Annotated in this window: 18 protein-coding genes; 17 read left to right on the forward strand and 1 reads right to left on the reverse strand. The window is 50.3% G+C overall.

What is annotated here, in order from left to right; genetic code table 11:
- The first annotated feature begins 69 nt into the window (after positions 1-69).
- Complete coding sequence (locus K0036_RS06190) at positions 70-1,806, forward strand: ABC transporter ATP-binding protein (RefSeq protein ID WP_220430963.1); 1,737 nt, start codon at positions 70-72, stop codon at positions 1,804-1,806.
- 108 nt (positions 1,807-1,914) lie between these two features.
- Here the strand turns inward: K0036_RS06190 and K0036_RS06195 are convergent, their stop codons facing one another.
- The gene (locus K0036_RS06195; RefSeq protein WP_220430964.1) at positions 1,915-2,631 is read right to left on the reverse strand and encodes a Crp/Fnr family transcriptional regulator; all 717 of its coding nucleotides are present in this window, start codon (positions 2,629-2,631) and stop codon (positions 1,915-1,917) included.
- Positions 2,632-2,833: 202 nt separating this feature from the next.
- Here K0036_RS06195 and K0036_RS06200 point away from each other — a divergent pair, with 202 nt between their 5' ends.
- From K0036_RS06200 to K0036_RS06275, 16 genes are all read left to right on the forward strand, one after another.
- Positions 2,834-3,286, forward strand: a complete 453-nt coding sequence (locus K0036_RS06200) for a hypothetical protein (protein ID WP_220430965.1) — start codon at positions 2,834-2,836, stop codon at positions 3,284-3,286.
- Positions 3,287-3,299: 13 nt separating this feature from the next.
- Positions 3,300-3,578, forward strand: coding sequence for a BMC domain-containing protein (locus tag K0036_RS06205; RefSeq protein WP_025644361.1), 279 nt, complete (start codon positions 3,300-3,302; stop codon positions 3,576-3,578).
- Between the two features lie 40 nt (positions 3,579-3,618).
- Positions 3,619-5,079, forward strand: coding sequence for an aminotransferase class V-fold PLP-dependent enzyme (locus tag K0036_RS06210; RefSeq protein WP_220430966.1), 1,461 nt, complete (start codon positions 3,619-3,621; stop codon positions 5,077-5,079).
- Between the two features lie 9 nt (positions 5,080-5,088).
- A complete protein-coding gene (locus K0036_RS06215) occupies positions 5,089-5,352 on the forward strand; it encodes a EutN/CcmL family microcompartment protein (RefSeq protein ID WP_025644359.1) in 264 nt (87 codons plus the stop codon).
- 20 nt (positions 5,353-5,372) lie between these two features.
- A complete protein-coding gene (locus K0036_RS06220) occupies positions 5,373-5,636 on the forward strand; it encodes a BMC domain-containing protein (protein WP_220430967.1) in 264 nt (87 codons plus the stop codon).
- 12 nt (positions 5,637-5,648) lie between these two features.
- Positions 5,649-6,287, forward strand: coding sequence for a BMC domain-containing protein (locus K0036_RS06225; RefSeq protein WP_025644355.1), 639 nt, complete (start codon positions 5,649-5,651; stop codon positions 6,285-6,287).
- A 3-nt stretch (positions 6,288-6,290) separates the two neighbouring features.
- On the forward strand, positions 6,291-7,835 hold the full coding sequence (locus K0036_RS06230; protein WP_220430968.1) for a dihydroorotase: 1,545 nt from the start codon (positions 6,291-6,293) through the stop codon (positions 7,833-7,835).
- 13 nt (positions 7,836-7,848) lie between these two features.
- Positions 7,849-8,391 carry a 2-oxoacid:acceptor oxidoreductase family protein gene (locus K0036_RS06235; RefSeq protein ID WP_025644351.1) on the forward strand — a complete coding sequence of 181 codons (543 nt, stop codon included), beginning with the start codon at positions 7,849-7,851 and terminating at the stop codon, positions 8,389-8,391.
- Between the two features lie 18 nt (positions 8,392-8,409).
- Positions 8,410-8,676 (forward strand): 4Fe-4S binding protein, encoded by a 267-nt coding sequence (locus tag K0036_RS06240; protein ID WP_025644349.1) that lies wholly within the window; start codon positions 8,410-8,412, stop codon positions 8,674-8,676.
- Complete coding sequence (locus K0036_RS06245; protein WP_173692950.1) at positions 8,677-9,858, forward strand: transketolase C-terminal domain-containing protein; 1,182 nt, start codon at positions 8,677-8,679, stop codon at positions 9,856-9,858. It begins immediately after the preceding gene.
- 10 nt (positions 9,859-9,868) lie between these two features.
- Positions 9,869-10,774 carry a thiamine pyrophosphate-dependent enzyme gene (locus K0036_RS06250; RefSeq protein WP_025644345.1) on the forward strand — a complete coding sequence of 302 codons (906 nt, stop codon included), beginning with the start codon at positions 9,869-9,871 and terminating at the stop codon, positions 10,772-10,774.
- A gap of 20 nt (positions 10,775-10,794) precedes the next feature.
- Positions 10,795-12,249: an acetate--CoA ligase family protein gene (locus K0036_RS06255; RefSeq protein WP_025644343.1), complete on the forward strand. Its 1,455-nt coding sequence runs from the start codon at positions 10,795-10,797 to the stop codon at positions 12,247-12,249.
- A complete protein-coding gene (locus tag K0036_RS06260) occupies positions 12,242-12,904 on the forward strand; it encodes an acetate--CoA ligase family protein (protein ID WP_220430969.1) in 663 nt (220 codons plus the stop codon). Before K0036_RS06255 ends, K0036_RS06260 begins: the two co-directional genes overlap by 8 nt.
- Positions 12,905-12,907: 3 nt before the next feature.
- Entirely contained in the window at positions 12,908-13,843 is a 936-nt protein-coding gene (locus K0036_RS06265; protein ID WP_220430970.1) for a DMT family transporter, read from the forward strand.
- 1 nt (position 13,844) lies between these two features.
- Positions 13,845-15,299, forward strand: coding sequence for a Na+/H+ antiporter NhaC family protein (locus K0036_RS06270; RefSeq protein WP_220430971.1), 1,455 nt, complete (start codon positions 13,845-13,847; stop codon positions 15,297-15,299).
- A 229-nt stretch (positions 15,300-15,528) separates the two neighbouring features.
- Complete coding sequence (locus tag K0036_RS06275; protein ID WP_025644337.1) at positions 15,529-16,434, forward strand: DUF2156 domain-containing protein; 906 nt, start codon at positions 15,529-15,531, stop codon at positions 16,432-16,434.
- The last annotated feature ends 25 nt before the right edge of the window (positions 16,435-16,459 follow it).

The raw sequence follows: 16,459 nt of genomic DNA on the forward strand, positions 1-16,459 counted from the left end.
GCAAGACAGGAAAAGGCGCAGCGTGATGAAGAGTCACGCCCTGCGCCTTTGCTATATGAGGAAAAGACTATGAGAGAAAAACTGAAAAAATTATTTGCATATTATAACCCATATAAACCGCTATTCTACAGCGATATGTTCTTTGCAATCCTGGGGGCGGCCGTTACGCTGATTCTTCCACTGATCGTCAGGTATATCACCAACGAGGTGGTTTATTTTAACGGAGCAGATGCCAGACGGGCAATCCTGGTGCTTGGAATCATTATGATCGCTCTGGTGCTGCTGGAGATTTTCTGCAACTTTTACATCGCTTATTTTGGACACATTATGGGAGCGAAGATGGAAGCAGACATGCGCGGGGATATCTTCGGCCATTACCAGAAACTGACTTTTGCCTTCTATGATAACCAGAAGGTGGGACATCTTTTATCCAGGATCACCAGCGACCTGTTTGATATCAGCGAGCTGCTGCATCACGGTCCGGAGGACTTGGTAATATCTATCATCAAGATTATAGGATCATTCATCATCCTGCTGATGGTAAATGTGAAGCTGGCTTTGGTGGCATTCGCGTTTATCCCGGTGATGGCACTATTTGCCTTCTACTACAACGGGAAGATGAAAAGCGCTTTTAAGAGGAACCGGGAAAAGATTGCAGATATCAACAGCCAGATAGAAGACAGCCTGGCAGGCATCCGGGTAGTAAAGTCTTTTGCCAACGAAAAGGAAGAGATGAAGAAGTTCCAGGCAGGAAATGACAATTTTGTGGCAGCCAAGAAGGTCAGCTACAAATATATGGGCATCTATAATTCCGGATTGGGAGCCATGAGCACGCTGATCACGGTGGTAGTTCTTTTGGCAGGAGTGGGGATGATGCTGGCAGATACGGTAAAACTGACAGACTTGATCACCTTCCTTCTCTACATCAACAACTTTACAGATCCTGTGAAGAAACTGGTATCCTTCACAGAGCAGTTCCAGAATGGATACTCTGGATTTGAGAGATTCCTTGAAATCCTGTCGATCGCGCCGGATATTGCGGACAGACCGGATGCGGTATCCGTAGATCAGGTAAAAGGAGAGATTGAATTCCGGGATGTATCCTTCCGATATGAGGATAATACGGAAAAGGTGCTGAACCATATTGATCTGAAGGTAAACGCAGGAGACTATATGGCCCTGGTGGGGCCTTCCGGAGTGGGCAAGACCACGCTGTGCAGCCTGATTCCGAGATTCTATGAAGTGACTTCCGGCGCGATCCTGATTGACGGGATGGACATAAGGGATATCAAACTGGCTGATCTGCGTAATAATATCGGAATCGTGCAGCAGGACGTGTATCTGTTTGCGGGGACGATTATGGATAATATTCGATACGGCCGGCCGGACGCGACGGATGAAGAAGTAGTCCGGGCAGCCAAGAATGCCAATGCCCATGAATTCATTATGGCTTTCCCGGATGGCTATGATACGGATATCGGGCAGAGAGGCGTCAAACTGTCCGGCGGACAGAAACAGCGGCTGTCGATCGCAAGAGTATTTCTTAAGAACCCGCCCATACTGATCTTCGATGAAGCGACTTCGGCTCTGGATAATGAGAGCGAGCAGGTAGTGCAAAGATCCCTGGAAGGGCTGGCAAAGGACAGGACTACCTTCGTGATCGCCCACAGGCTGACGACGATCCAGAATGCCCAAAAGATACTGGTACTTACAGAGGATGGGATTGCCGAAGAAGGAACCCATGAGGAACTGCTTAAGAAGAAGGGAATCTATGAGTCGCTGTACCACAGGAATTTCGAGGCCTGACATACTTTTGTCATCATATAAAAATATAGTTTAATATAGTTTAACAGCGTAGCGGTTATAGACTGCTACGCTGTTTTTTTGCCATCAAAGGGCATCCTATGTATTCTGCTATTCTTCCTTCCACTCATCCTTGATCAAGTAATCTTTTAATGCCTGTATATCCTTGACGATCAGGTATCCACTTTCTTTTTCTATCAATCCCTCATTCGTAAGCGACAGAAAGATATTCGAGACCGATACGCGGGAAAGGCCTGTCTGATAGGCCATCTCCTGGTGCGTGAATTTGATATTCAGCTTGTAGCTGCCGTCTCTTAGCCGGACGCCATATAGCTGGATCAGGCTCAGCAGCGAGTGGTAGACCCGGTAATTGGAGTCATTAAAACTCATCTGCTCTAATAGACTTGTGATAAGACGAGTCTTCAGTGACAGCGCCTTTAATAAGGTCATGCAAAAATCTGGATTCTGGCATATCTCTTCAGTGAAACGTTTTTTGGAAATCAGATACAGCGTGGTTTTTGTACAGGTTGTTGCCGTACAGTAATTGCCCAGCTGATCCAGACAGGCAAGCTCGCCAAAGCAGGTGCCCTTGTCCGCGATATAGATGCTTCGCCTCCGGCCATTGATGCCATAGAGATCGAGCACGACCCGGCCTTCCTTGACAAGATAGACGTAAGGAGTGACATCGCCCTGCTGATAGATGACGGTGCTTCTTTCATAGGACTTGACGGAGGAATCCTTAAGAATGGGCTCCCAGTCCTTGTCATCAAGACTCAGCCATGGAGACATGTAGGGTGCAATCAAATCAGATAAATTATTTTTAGTCAATATTAGAACGCTCCTTTTAGTAGTAATAATTACAGAAAATGACCCAATATTCCGACGATTAAAGATTGTTAAATAATAAATCATAAAATTACCGTGGTTTGTAAAGTAGTTTACAGAAAAATTATAGCATGATTACTATAATTGTCAATATGAATCAATTGGCGCAATTGACAGAATATTAAACGAGAAAGGAGATGAGAACATGGCAGAGATTGACCGGTATTCTTTTATCTACGGCATGATTGCGGCCTTTGGAGAATGCGTAGCCCAGGAGGTGAAAAAAGTTGCATTCAGCCCTCCATTTCCCCCTTCTGATTTGAAATTATTGGAGGAAGAGGCCGAGAGGATCATGAGAGAGCAGGGCTTGTCTTACTGTCTGGAAAAAAATCCGGATATTCCGGAGGATGAAAGGGTGTACTGGTGGGTTCTGTACAAATTCCCCGAGGTTCGAAACGAATATGAGAGGCTAAGGCAGAAAGGATTGAATCCGGCATGGGAATTTGAAGCGTTTAAAGAATTATTGAGTTATGGAACAGCCTGGGGGCCCGGGCATGAGAAGGTGGTCCCGAAAATCAGAAAGGAGGCCAGCCCGATGGATCCGGTGACAAGAATCTTGTTTAAGGACGGCGGATGGCCTGTGAAAAGGAAAATATAAAGGAGGATATGGTATGAACTCATTTGGCTTTATTGAGACGAAAGGATTTGTAGGCAGCGTGGAGGCGGCGGACGCAATGGTGAAAGCAGCCAATGTAGAGGTAGCCGGAAAAGTAGAGATTGGCGGCGGATACATAACCGTAGCGATCAAAGGCGACGTAGGAGCGGTCAAGGCGGCTGTTGATGCCGGAGCCGAAGCAGCGCAGAGAGTCGGAGAACTGGTGAGCGCCCATGTGATTCCAAGGCCGAACGAAGGCCTGCTGGATCTGTTTCTCGAAAAAGAGGAGGCGTAGGCTGCGGGATTAGACGGCAGCAGGAAAGGAGTTGTAACGATTGAAGAAATTTTATACAGCAGCAGATGTTAACTTTTATGCTTCCAAGGGCGAGAATGTCATCTATATCAATCCAGGGGATGTAGTGACCTCTGTGGCAAGGGAAGAAGCAGAGAAAAAGGGAATCCGGTTCGCGGCGGGAGAAGCGCAGGCACCGGCAAGGGCACAGCAGCCGGCAGCCCCATATGCGGCGCCAGTGCAGGCACAGACGCCCTCATACCAGAAGCCGGCGGCCGTGGCAGTGCCAGCGGCACCGGCACCATCCTATACCTATCCGCAGGTGAAGGCGCTGCCATATAAGGGGCTTCTAAGCGAGGCGGAGGTTGATAGGTGGAGGGAGGACTTCCCGATTCTTAAGACCGTGGCCCATCTTGGCAACTGCTCCCAGAGCGCGCAGTCAAAACAGGTGCTGGCGGGCATCCAGAGATATCTGGATAACTGGGGCAGCGTCGGCATGGACTGGGATTCCTGGATGGAAGAGATCGAGCTTGCGAAGGCTGAATTCGCCAAGCTGATCGGTGCGCAGCCGGATGAGATCGCCATTGCTTCCTCCGTGTCAGACCTTGTAAGCTCCATTGCCAATTCCCTGGATTATACCGGGAAACGTAAGAAAGTGGTTGTGACCGATATGGAGTTCCCGACGGTGGATTACATCTGGCTCGCAAACCAGAGACACGGCGCGAAGGTGGACTTTGTGTCTGTCAATGAGAACCATGAGATCGACATCAGCGAATATGAACGCTACATAGACGAAGATACGCTTCTGACATCCGTAACCCAGGTGTATTACCTGAATGGGTTCAAGCAGGATGTTAAAGCGATCGCAGATATTGCCCACCGCAAAGGATCGCTCGTACTGGTCGACGCATACCAGTGCCTGGGAACAGAGCCGCTGGACGTGAAAGCCATGAACATCGACATTCTCGTATCAGGCTGCCTGAAATATCTGTTCGGAATCCCGGGCGTGGCATTTATGTACGTGAACAAGCAGATCATACAGGAACTGAAGCCTTCTGTGACCGGATGGTTCGGCCAGACGAATCCATTCCTGTTCCAGACCAGATATCTGGACTGGGCCAACAAGACGAGCCGGTTTGATACGGGAACCCCGCCTGTGCTCAACGCATATGCGGTTCGGGCAGGTCTTGAGATCATCAACGAGGTCACGGTGCCAAAGATCAAAGACAGGATCGACATGCTAAGCGCTCATGCCCTAAACGGCGTTATCGCAAGAGGCCTTAAGACCATCAGTCCCTTTGACGTGAGCAAAAAGGGCGGTACGACGGCCATCGTCTGCGGAGACAAAGTGGACTCCCATACGATGGAAAAACTTTTAAGAGACAGAAATGTGATTGGATCAGGCAGAGGCGAAGTGATCAGGATTGCACCGCATTTCTACACTAAGCCGGAAGAGATCGACTACGCGCTGGATTGCATCAAGGATATCCTGGAAGGAAGGTAGGTGCTTGCTATGTACATCTGCAAAGTACAGGGGAAATGTGTTTCCACGATCAAGGATGAGCACCTGAAAGGCTGCAGCCTCATTACAATGCAGCGGATGAACAAGTCCGGCGGTCCATCGGGCGAGATGCTGGTGGCCGTAGATACCATCGGCTGCAGCGTGGGAGAGACCGTGCTTGTGACGAGAGGCTCGGGGGCCCGGGCGGTACTGGGCGCCGACAGTCCGGCTGACATGGTCGTTGTGGGAATCGTAGACACTTATGATTGTAAATGAGAAATAGGAGGATGGAAGATATGAAGTCAAAAGGATTTATTGAGACAAGAGGACTGGTAGCGGCAATCGAGGCGGCAGACGCGATGGTGAAGGCGGCAAACGTGACGCTGTCGGGCAAGAAGATGATCGGCGGCGGACTTGTGACCGTGGTCATCGAAGGCGACGTAGGAGCCGTAAAGGCAGCCGTGGATGCAGGGGCAGCGGCAGCACAGAAGGTAGGAGAACTGGTGAGCGTCCATGTTATCGCAAGGCCGGATGCTGAGATCGACGCGTTCCTTAATTAAGGAAGGTGCCTTATGGAAGAAGCAAAAAAAGAAAATCTAAATCTGAGGACCTTTGTAATTGTTGACAATATGCAGCCCCAGTACGCGGCTGTAACAGGAACCGTATCCAAAGGAGACATCCCGCTTGCGGGGATGAGCGAACTGTACATAGAACTGGCGCCGGGAAGCGGAGTGTATGATCTGCTGAACGCGGCGCTCAAGTCCTCCAACGCCAAGCCTGCCTTCCAGATCGTGGAACGGGAATACGGAGAGATCGAGCTGCATTCTTATTCTCCGGAAGATGTCAAGCAGGCCGGGGAGGCAGTTCTTGAAGCCTGCGGGCTTACAGTGCAGGACCGTATGAAGCCCAAGATCGTGTCCGAGCAGATCATCTCTAATACAGATGCCTATCAGGCACAGCTGATCAACAGGGATTCCAGGCATGGCTCGATCCTCGTTCCTGGGGAGACGCTGTTCATCATGGAAGTAGAGCCGGCGGCCTATATCTCTATCGCAGTAAATGAGGCGGAGAAGAACGCAGACATTAAAGTGGTGACCTTCGACCCGGTGGGACGGTTTGGGAGAATGTATATCTCCGGCTCCCAGAGCGAGGTCAGAAGCGCAAGGGACGCGGCAATCGCGGCAATTACAGGTGTGGAAGGAAGAACATAGCCTATGGGTAACGACATATTTGCAGATTATATCAAAAACCTAAAACAGAATAACGAATCTGCCCGCCCTGCCGTACCTTACGCCGTAGGCCGGGAGAACGTAAGCGCAGGCGGAGGCAGCGAGACGCTGGACGTCCTCAAAGAGATCAGCCAGAAGCTTACCGCCATGCAGACCGTCCGGGAGCCGCAGACAAAAGATCAGGCGGATCTTGCGGTGGCGGGCGGCATGGTCGTGCTGCCGGGTCACGGCGTCTTTAAGGCCGATGTCTATATCAAAGATGGAAAGATCCAGTCCCTGAGCCAGGGAGGAGAAGTCCGTGCGGCAAAGACCATAGACGCTTCGGGAAAATATGTCTGTCCCGGCCTCATTGACCCCCATGTGCATCTGGGGCTGTTTGCCCCGATGGAGACGGATATGGCCTCGGAGACGAAGGCCGCGGTCATGGGAGGCATCACGACCACCGGCGTATTTTTCGGCGGCCCTGCATCCCACTTTTCTACATTTCCGGAGATCGAGGAGCAGGCTGGCAGATATTCTTACACGGATATCATTCCCCACCTTGTGATCGGCAATGAAGAGCAGATGCGGGAGATACCCGATTACGCCCGGTACTTTGGCGTGACATCCTTCAAGGTGTATATGAACGGGATACCCGGCATGATCCCAAGCGTGGACGACGGATTCATCCTGGATGTCATGGAACAGATGAAGCGTACGGGAAAGCAGTGCATCCTATGCTGCCACACGGAGAATACCCATATCGTAGCCAGGGCGCTTCGGGACGCGAAAGAGAAGTACGGGGAAGGCGCGGACGTAAGAGACTGGATGGAAAGTCATCCGGCGATGGCCGAGGAAGAAGCGGCCATGCGGATCGCTTATCTGGCAGAGAAAAGCCGGACTCCAGTGTACCTTGTACATATCGGCACGAAGGAGGGCATCGAAAAACTGCGGCAGATCAAGCCATTTAACAAATATGTACATATCGAGACGACAAGCCCTTATCTGGCGGTGACCAGCGAGCAGTTTGACGGGCCCCTCTATAAGATGGAGCCGCCGCTTCGAAACCAAGAAGACAAGAACGCGCTCTGGGAGGCGCTGGATGACGGAGTCATCGACACGATCGGAACCGATAATGTATGCGAGAGCAAAGAAGAAAAGCAGCCGGAGCGTTCCATCTGGGACGTGGTTCCGGGATATTCCGTAGTGGAGACGCATCTGGCGTCGGTATTGACGGAAGGCGTGGTAAATAGAGGAATCAACATCGAAAAAATAATCAGCCATATGACAAAATGTCCGGCAGAGACATTTGGCGTATATCCCAAGAAGGGGACGCTGCTGCCGGGAAGCAACGCGGACCTGGTACTCATCGACATGAACGTTACACGGGAAGTACATGCCAAAGACCTGCATTCCCGGTCAGACTTTTCCATCTTTGAGGGAAGGCGGCTTACAGGATGGCCGGTGATGACCGTCAAAGGCGGCAGCATCGTGATGGAGAATGGAATGCTGGTGGCAGACGCGCCGTCAGGACATATGGTGAAGCGATAGGAGGTAACTTAACTTGAAAGAGATCAGAATACATGGCAGAGGCGGCATGGGTGCGGTAAAAGCGGCAGAGGCGCTGGTGTACGCGGCGGTGATGGATGGGAAGTATGGCAACTCAATCCCGTTCTTTGGATTTGAGCGCCAGGGAGCGCCGGTCACAGCCTTTGTCAGAATCAGCGAAGAACCCATCCGGCCAAAAAACAGGGTGTACCATCCGGACATTATCATCGTGCTGGATCCTACGATCATGAACGCGGTCAACGTGTTTGAAGGGGTCAAAGAAGGCGGCATCCTTGTGCTCAACACGACCCATGATCCAAAGGATATGGAGATACCAAAAAACATTGCATCCGTCACCGTGGTGGATGCTACAAAGATCGCCCTTGATATGATTGGCAGGCCCATTACCAATACGGTTATGCTGGGCGCGTTCTGCAAGGCGACAGGACTGGTATCCGTGGACGAGGTGGCCAAAAAAGTAGAAGAACTCTGGGGCGCCAAAAACAAAGAGGCGCTGTACAAAGGGTATGAGGCCGCTGTGACGGCCGAAGCGCGATAAAGGAGGTGCTCTGTAAAAATGGAATTTAAAAGTAAATATATTGTGCCTGTAGGAGCGGATGGAATCCATGTTCTGAATACAGGCGACTGGAGGACGCAGCGCCCGGTGCTTGACCAGGAGGCGTGCATCGCATGCGGCACCTGCCTTCTGTACTGCCCGGTAAACTCGATCAGAAAGTCAGACGGAAAATTCACCATCTGTTATGACTACTGCAAGGGATGCGGCATATGCGCGCATGAATGTCCGAAAAATGCGATTACGATGATACCGGAGGAGGGGAAATAAATGCAGAGATTAGATGTATTAAATGGCAATATGGCTGCAGCGCTGGGAGCAGCCCTCGCAAAACCAGATGTCATCGCGGCTTATCCGATTACGCCGCAGACACCGGTAGTAGAGTATCTCACCCAGTTTGCGGCAGACAAAAAGATCGACGCGGCTATGAGCGAGGTAGAGTCCGAACTGTCAGCCATGAGCGTGGTGACAGGCGCCTCCTTAGCAGGATCGAGAACCTTCACGGCCACGGCGTCCCAGGGACTTTCGCTTATGTATGAGCCTTACTTTCGGGCATCCACCCTTCGTCTGCCCATCGTGATGGCCATCGTCAACCGGGAGATGATCTCCCCCCAGAGCGTGTGGGGAGGGCAGCAGGATTCCATGAGCGTTAGAGATGCGGGATGGCTTCAGATCTATGCGGAAGACAATCAGGAGATCCTGGATCTGGTGGTGCAGGCTTTCAAGATCGCGGAAGATAAGCGGGTACTGCTCCCGATCAATATCTGCTACGATGGATTCTACCTGTCTCATATGACCGAGCGTGTGATGGTGCCGGAGCAGGAGAAAGTAGATGCATTTTTAGGAACTTACCACCCGGAACACATTATCCTGGACCCCGAGCGCCCAATGGCGGTGGATCCGCTCACCAACGGCGCCCTTTTGATGGAATACAGATACAAACATCTGAAAGCCCAGCAGGCAGCGCTTGAGGTGATCGAGGAAGTGGACCGGGAGTACGGGGAATTGTTTGGGCGCTCCTATGGAGGCGCCATCGAAGAATACCGGATGGAAGATGCCGAGTACGCCATCATCACCACCGGCTCCATGTCCGGGGCGGCAAAAGATATGGTGGACGCGAAACGTCAGGAGGGGCTGAAGGCAGGATTAGTCCGAATGCGCATGATTCGTCCGTTCCCGAAAGAAAGGATTCAAAAAGCGCTTGCGAACGTAAAAGCCTTTGGAGTCGTAGATAAAAATGTATCATTCGGCTGCGACACCGGAATCGTATATCAGGAAGTAAAAGCAGCCCTGTACGGAGGAAATGCGGTACCGTCAGTGCCGGTCATCGGCGGACTTGGCGGGGAGGATATCTCGCTTCGGATGATGGGAGACGTCATCGACGCAGTCGTCCGCGCGGCAGAAGAACAAACGGACAGCGAGACCATATGGCTCATGGTAGAAGAAGGGTAGGTGAAGAAGAATGAATATAGTAGACAAATTAGCGTCCAAAGAGGATATGGTCTCTCCAGGCATATCGGCCTGTGTGGGATGCAACGTGGAACTGACGCTTCGAACATGCATGAAGGTGCTGGGACCTAACACCATCTATGCGGTGCCTCCCGGGTGTATGGGAGGAGTAGGCGTTGTAGGATGGGATACCCAGTCCGGCTCAAAGATTCCAGTATTCTTCCCGCTGCTTGACAATGTGGCATCCATGCTGGCAGGCATCAAGATGCACTATGAAAAGCAGGGCAGAGATGTGAACGTAGTTGCCTTCGCGGGCGACGGAGCGTCCACGGATGCCGGCATGCAGTGCCTGTCCGGCGCGGCGGAGCGCGGGGACAAATTGATCTATATCTGCTACGACAACGAAGGATATATGAACACAGGGTATCAGAGAAGCAGCGCCACCACGAAGTATTCATGGACTACCACGACGCCCATAAGCAAAGAAGGGCGGGGCGGCAAAAAGCAGCACAAGAAAGACTTCCCGATGGTGATGGCCATGCATGATATCCCATATATGGCAACCTGTTCCCCTGCCTATATCCCGGACATGGTAAGAAAACTCGAAAAAGCCATGGAGGCGTCAAAGAAAGGCCTGGCTTATCTCCACGTATTCAATCCGTGCCTGACCGGATGGGGCATAAAGCCGGATACGAGTATCGAGGTGTCAAGGCTGGCTGTGGAGACGAACTTTTTCCCGCTCTATGAAGTGGAGAACGGCACATTTACGATCAACAAGACATTCAAGGAGCCAAAGGCGGTGAAAGAATACTTGAGCCGGATGAAGAAATTCAAGCATCTGAACGAAGATGAGATAGCGGAAATCCAGGAACTGGTGGATTACAAATGGAACCGGCTTACGAAGCTTGCCGACCTTTAACAAGAAGAAGGAGGGAATACATGGGACACAATTTAGACGCATTATTCAATCCTGAGAACATTGCGGTGATCGGAGCCAGCAATAATCCATTGAAAGCCGGCTATACGGTCATCTACAACCTGAATCAGATTGGATATCCAAAAAAAGTATTTCCCGTGACAATGTCGGCTGACGAGATCCTCGGACGGAAATGTTATAAGAAGCTTTCCCAGATTGAAGATACGGTGGAACTGGTAGTGCTGGGAACTCCGGCCAAGATGATCTATGACATTATGGATGACCTGGAAGCGCGTATGGAAGAGCGGCAGGATGTGAAGGTGATCGTTTGCATCGCCGCAGACTATGGAGAGACAAAGACAGAAGAAGGCATTAAAAGGCAGGAATGCCTCATCCAGACGGCAAAAAGATACGGCATCCGGGTGGTGGGGCCGAACTGCATCGGCATCATCGACAATATTAACCGCGTGGACACCACATTTGTGGAGACGCTTATTCCAAAAGAAATGAGAGGGCAGAAGGGAGGAATCAGTTTTATCTCCCAGAGCGGAGCGATGGCGGCTTCCATCCTGATGATGGGAGCGTCCGGCCCGGCGCCGATCTCCATGAACAAATTCATCTCCATAGGAAATATGGCGGATGTGGACTGTATCGACCTGCTGGAGTACTTTGAGCAGGATGAGGACACGAAGGTGATCGGCATGTATCTGGAAGGATATCCGGATGGACGAAGACTGATGGATACGCTGTCCAGGATTGCCAGGAAGAAGCCAGTCGTCATCCTAAAGGTGGGGCGGAGCAGCATCGGCGCGAAGGCGGCCAATTCCCATACCGGCTCCCTTGCCGGGGCTGATTCCGTCTATGACGCGGCATTCCGGCAATATGGGATTATAAGGGTGTACACGATTGAGGATATGATGGATACGCTTCAGGCATTCGACGCCATGAAGATACCAGAGGGGCCAAACTGTTTTCTTCTTACACAGGCAGGCGGTCCGGGAATCTATTGCACGGATGCGTTCGTGGATGAAAAGAACCTTGCATTTCCCATGGTATCCGATGTGACGAAGGAAAAGTTGAAGGAGGCGCTGCCGCCTATGGCAAATATCTGCTCCCCGGAGGGGTACGCGGACATCACGGCAGCAGCTACGGTAGCGCATCATGTGGAAAGCCTTCGGATCGTCATGGATGACGAGGCGACGGACAGCGTGATCTTCGTCACGGTGGTGCCTACCTTTCTTCCGAGAAGGGAACTGGCCGAGGGGCTGATCCATCTGCTGGTGGAGGAAGGATACCAGAAGAAAAAGCCAGTCTGTATCTGCATCATGGCGGGAAACTATGTGTGGGAATGCCGGCAGATCCTGGAACGCGCCGGAATTCATACGTTTGACACGCCAGCCCACTGCGTGAAGGCAATGAGCCATATGACGGCCTATGGCCAATTCTTAAAGGAGCAGGAGGAAGAGGCAGATGAGTAGATTTTTAAATGAGCTGGAAGCGAAGAACCTTCTTTCTGAATACGGGGTGCCTATGGCAAAAAGCAGGGTGGCCGCATCGAAAGAGGAGGCTGTGGGGATTGCCAGGGAACTGGAATTTCCCATTGTCATGAAGATATTATCCGCGGACATCCAGCACAAGACAGAAGCAGGCTGCGTCTTTCTCGGCGTGGAAAAAGAAGAGGTGGAAGAGAAGTACGCGCAGATCCTGGAGAATGCCAAAGCCTACAAGGCAGATGCAGCCATAGACGGCGTGCTGATTCAGGAGATGGCCGCAGAAGGCCTGGAGGTCATCGTTGGGATGAAGAAGGATCCCCAGTTCGGACCGGTGATCATGACAGGAAGCGGCGGCATCTACGTAGAAGTGTTCAAGGATATTGCGCTCAGGCTGCTTCCAGTGGATAGGAAGGAAGCAGTGAAAATGATAAAGGAGACAAAACTGTACCAGATCATAACAGGCGCCAGAGGAACGGAATACGATATGGACGCCCTGGCAGACTGTCTCCTGAAGGTATCGGAACTCGTGGGAAATCAGCCGTCTATCGAGGAACTTGATATCAATCCTTTGTTTTTGTATGAAAAAGGCAAAGGGGCGAAAGGGGTAGATGCGCTGATCAAGATTACCGAGGAGAAATAAAATTTGAAGAAAGCAGGAATTCTGCCTTATACGGCAGGTATTGTGATGGCAGTTTTTTTCGGCCTGTCCTTTCTGGTGACGCAGCAGGGGCTGGCCGAGATTCCCCCGATGGTCCTGATGAGTTTCCGATTTGTGCTGGCTGCCGCCTTTATGACAATCTTAAGGGCATTTGGAATCATACATATAGACTATAAGAATAAGCCGGTGAGGGGCGTGATCATACTGTCAGTGTTTTATCCCGGGATCTCATTCTTTTTTGAGACCATCAGCCTGAAGTATGTATCATCTTCCCAGGCAGGGATATTGGTCTCGATTATGCCAATATTCGTGACCTTGTTCGGCATCTTGATATTGAAGGAAAAGCCGATGGGCATACAGGTGTTTTTTATCATTGTATCTGTGACTGGCGTGATGGTTACGGTGGTGTTTGCAAAGAGCAGCGGAAATGAGGGGACGTTTTTCGGCATCTTGCTGATGCTCATATCCGTACTGGGAGGCTCAATTAATAATGTGCTCTCGCGGAAATATTCCACCTATTTCTCATCCGTAGAGATCACATATACGATGCTGTGCCTGGGAGCCGTGATATTCACATGCATCTCGCTCATTCAGGGAATATTCGACCGCCAGGTACTGGAAGCGTATCTCATCCCGTTTCGTTCCGGGAAGATGATGTTCGTCGTACTGGAACTTAGCATCGGGACATCGGCTGTGGCGTTTTTCTGTATGAATTATATGCTCTCTAAGCTGAAGGCAGTGAATGCGGCGGTGTTTATCAATCTTGCAACGGTGATATCCATTGCGGCGGGAGTGCTCATCGTGAAGGAACATCTGTATTGGTATCAGGCTGTAGGAGGAATATTGATCGTGCTGAGCGTGTGGGGGACCAATTATTTTGAAAACCGTGTGAAAAATCTAAAGGAAAAGGAGGGTGCATAGAATGGAAGAAAAGAAAGAAGAACGTTTGGAATTTAGAGGAGGTAGTTTTTTCGCTGTACTGCCGCTTATATTGTTCGTAGTTGTCTGTATCATGCTATTTGTAGTCTTTAAGGTATTTGAGATGGAAGGCCTGTGCATGGGCGGAATACTTGTATTAATTATAGGAAGCCTTTTTGCAAAGAACTGGGGCTGCTACTGGAGGGCAGTTGTCAAAGGAATGACATCGGAGATGATGAACACGCTGGCGCTGATCCTGCTGGTAGTAGGCATCTTTGCTAAGATGATGTCACGCGGCGGCGTTGCCCAGGGCTTCGTCTGGCTTGGAGATTCTATGGGGCTTCACGGCGGCATGTTTGTCGTATTTGCGTTTATTGCCACCAGTATTATATCCATGTCAACCGGAACCTCTATAGGAACGCTATTCTCAGGGTTTCCGATTCTTTATCCATCAGGAATCCTGCTGGGCGCGCATCCTTTATATCTCGCAGGCGCGATCCTGTCCGGAGCCATATTCGGAGACAATGTTGCTCCAATATCTGATACGACGATCGCATCTGCGGCTTCCCAGAGTTACAAAAATAAAAAGGGAACGGCCGATATCGGCGGCGTTGTAGCTACCCGTATGAAGTATGTTCTTGTTGCCATGTTCATCGCATGCGTCCTGTATCTCGTGCTCGGCAACGCAGGCGCAGGAGATCCGGCAGGAAAAGAGATTCTGGAAGCATACAAGGATCCGAAAGGGCTCATCATGCTGATTCCGGTCGTGGTACTTCTTGCCGTAGCCATCATCAAAAGAGATATATTCATTGCAGTCACATGGGGAATTATATCCGGTACAGTCATCGGGCTTGTAGCAGGGATCCTTACGCCTGCAGATATCGTTTCTGTGGAAGACGGCGCTTTGGCAGGATTTGCGATCGACGGCATTAAGAACATGCTGGGAACGGTGGGTTATCTGTATGCGGTAGCCGGCATTATAGGGGTACTTAATGAAAGCGGCATGATGCAGAAGATGATCGATGCCCTGCTAAAGAGCAAGTTGAACAAATCGATCATTGGATCAGAATTCATCATTGGCTTTGGAATCATCCTTACTTCCATCTGCCTTGGATCAGCCAATGGGCCGGCAATCATCATGTATGGGCCGATCGCCGACAAGATCGGGCAGGAGAGCGGACTTCATCCTTACCGGCGTTCCAACCTGCTGGATGGCTTCGCAAGCACGCTGTCCGTGATCATACCATTCACCAGTTCCTTTATCTTTATCGTGATCAGCTGCGTGACCGGGCTGATGGAAGAGTATTCCTTTATTAATGCCATCAATCCGATTGCCCTGGCAGGAGCGACCTTCCACTGTATTGCCTTGTTTGCAGTATTTGTATTCGCGGTACTGACAGGATGGGGAAGAGAGTATGAAGGGCCAAACGGCGAGCGCATAAAAGCGAAGAACAGGTAGAGAGGCCTCTTGGTAAAAAAATAAATATCAGGGAAAGAAAATTACAGTGTATGGAGCTGTTGCGCTAAGGCCATTAGCGCAATGGCTTCTTTTATATGGAAATCATCTGTAAAGTGATATTTGAAGAAATTGTGCTGCAAATATGTAATAAATAGAAGAAAAAATAAAAAAAATGTGGTATACTAGAAAACGTGTAATTAAAATTGGAAAGATTCAAAGAAGGTAAAATATGAAGGAAATACAGTTTAAGCGAGCAGAATTAGAGGATAAGGAAGTTATTTCTCATTATTTTAAGCACCATACCAGCAGAAGCTGTGAGAGGACATTTGCCAATGTGTATTTATGGTCCAGGCAGTATCCTGTCAAGTGGGCAATCGTGGAAGATGCGCTGGTATTCAAAAGCGAGGATGAGAAGCATCTGGCATTTGCATACCCGGCCGGAGAGCCGGAGAATGTGAAAAAGGCGCTGGAAGTGCTTATGGAGTACAGTAAGGAGAGGGGCATTCCCTTCCAGATGTATAATGTAACGCCGGATAATTTTGATATGCTGGAAGAATGGTATCCGGGAAGATTCCAGATCGAGTATAATAGGGATCTGGCGGACTATGTGTATGAGGCAGAGAAGCTGGCAACGCTCTCCGGCAAGAAGCTGCACGGAAAGCGGAACCATATTAATAAATTCAAGACGATGTATGAGGGACGCTGGTCTTATGAGAGCGTGACCAAGGAGAATCTGGAGGACTGCTTCCAGATGGCTCTCAAGTGGCGCAATCAGAACGGGTGCGAGGATGATCCGGAGAAAAGAGGCGAAATCTGCGTAACGCTGAACGCGCTTCGTCTGTTTGAAGAATTGGAACTTGCAGGAGGTATTCTTAAGGTAGATGGAGAGATCATAGCGTTCACGCTTGGGGAGCCGGTCTGTTCCGATACGTTCGTGGTCCATATCGAGAAGGCATTTGCCGATATCCAGGGCGCGTATCCTATGATCAACCAGCAGTTTGTAGAGCATGAGTGCCAGGACTATACGTATGTGAACCGGGAAGAAGATACGGGCGCGGAAGGCCTTAGAAAAGCCAAATTATCCTACCGTCCGGTTTTCATGGTCGAAAAAGGAAGAGTAACTGAGCGTGCATAGAGAATAAAGAAAAGGAGAAAAGATT

The sequence above is a fragment of the [Clostridium] scindens genome, from assembly GCF_019597925.1.
GTDB lineage: Bacteria > Bacillota > Clostridia > Lachnospirales > Lachnospiraceae > Clostridium_AP.